At 34.5% G+C, this 557-nt stretch carries 2 protein-coding genes; one reads left to right on the plus strand and one right to left on the minus strand.

Annotation, left to right across the window (positions count from 1 at the left end):
• The coding region (locus AB4512_RS24005) for an acyltransferase (protein ID WP_408063699.1) at positions 1-202 on the plus strand (202 nt) is incomplete at its 5' end.
• Positions 203-347: 145 nt separating this feature from the next.
• Here the strand turns inward: AB4512_RS24005 and AB4512_RS24010 are convergent.
• The coding region (locus AB4512_RS24010) for a hypothetical protein (RefSeq protein WP_372176002.1) at positions 348-557 on the minus strand (210 nt) is incomplete at its 5' end.

The raw sequence follows: 557 nt of genomic DNA on the forward strand, positions 1-557 counted from the left end.
CAACGTTTATATCGGTCCTAATGTTTCTATTGTTGAGAATGTCATTTTAGGCACCGAAGTCATTATTGGTGCTGGAGCCGTTGTAACTAAAAATATCCCCTCTTATTCAACGGCAGTCGGTGTACCTGCAAGATTAATAAAAACAGATATAATGGTTAATAAATATGTTAACCGACGGTGGAATTGTAAATGTAATAGTTAAATTTGGCGGTAAACCAAAATTTAACATAACAATATTGACAGGCTAAGGTATATACTAGGTTAATTATTTACTTTGCTAGTCGTGTAAACCAGAAATGTAAAACGCCTTATTGATCAGAGTGGTATCACTAATTAGTGTATATATGTCACGATAAGTTTAATAACGATTCAATGAGTATTTTACTATGTGGGGAAAATTTATCAGTCTTGAGGTTAATGAAGTCGCCCCATTGCTTTAACGGTAGAGTTTCTAAGCGGAAAGTACACAAAAAGATAAAGTTGTGGTGATATCCCTGTACACCAAGTTGGCTTAGGATTGTATAGTTCTCTTTATGGCTCTTCGGCGATAAATATTT

The organism is Vibrio sp. 10N.222.52.B7, assembly GCF_041474275.1.
Lineage (GTDB): Bacteria > Pseudomonadota > Gammaproteobacteria > Enterobacterales > Vibrionaceae > Vibrio > Vibrio crassostreae_C.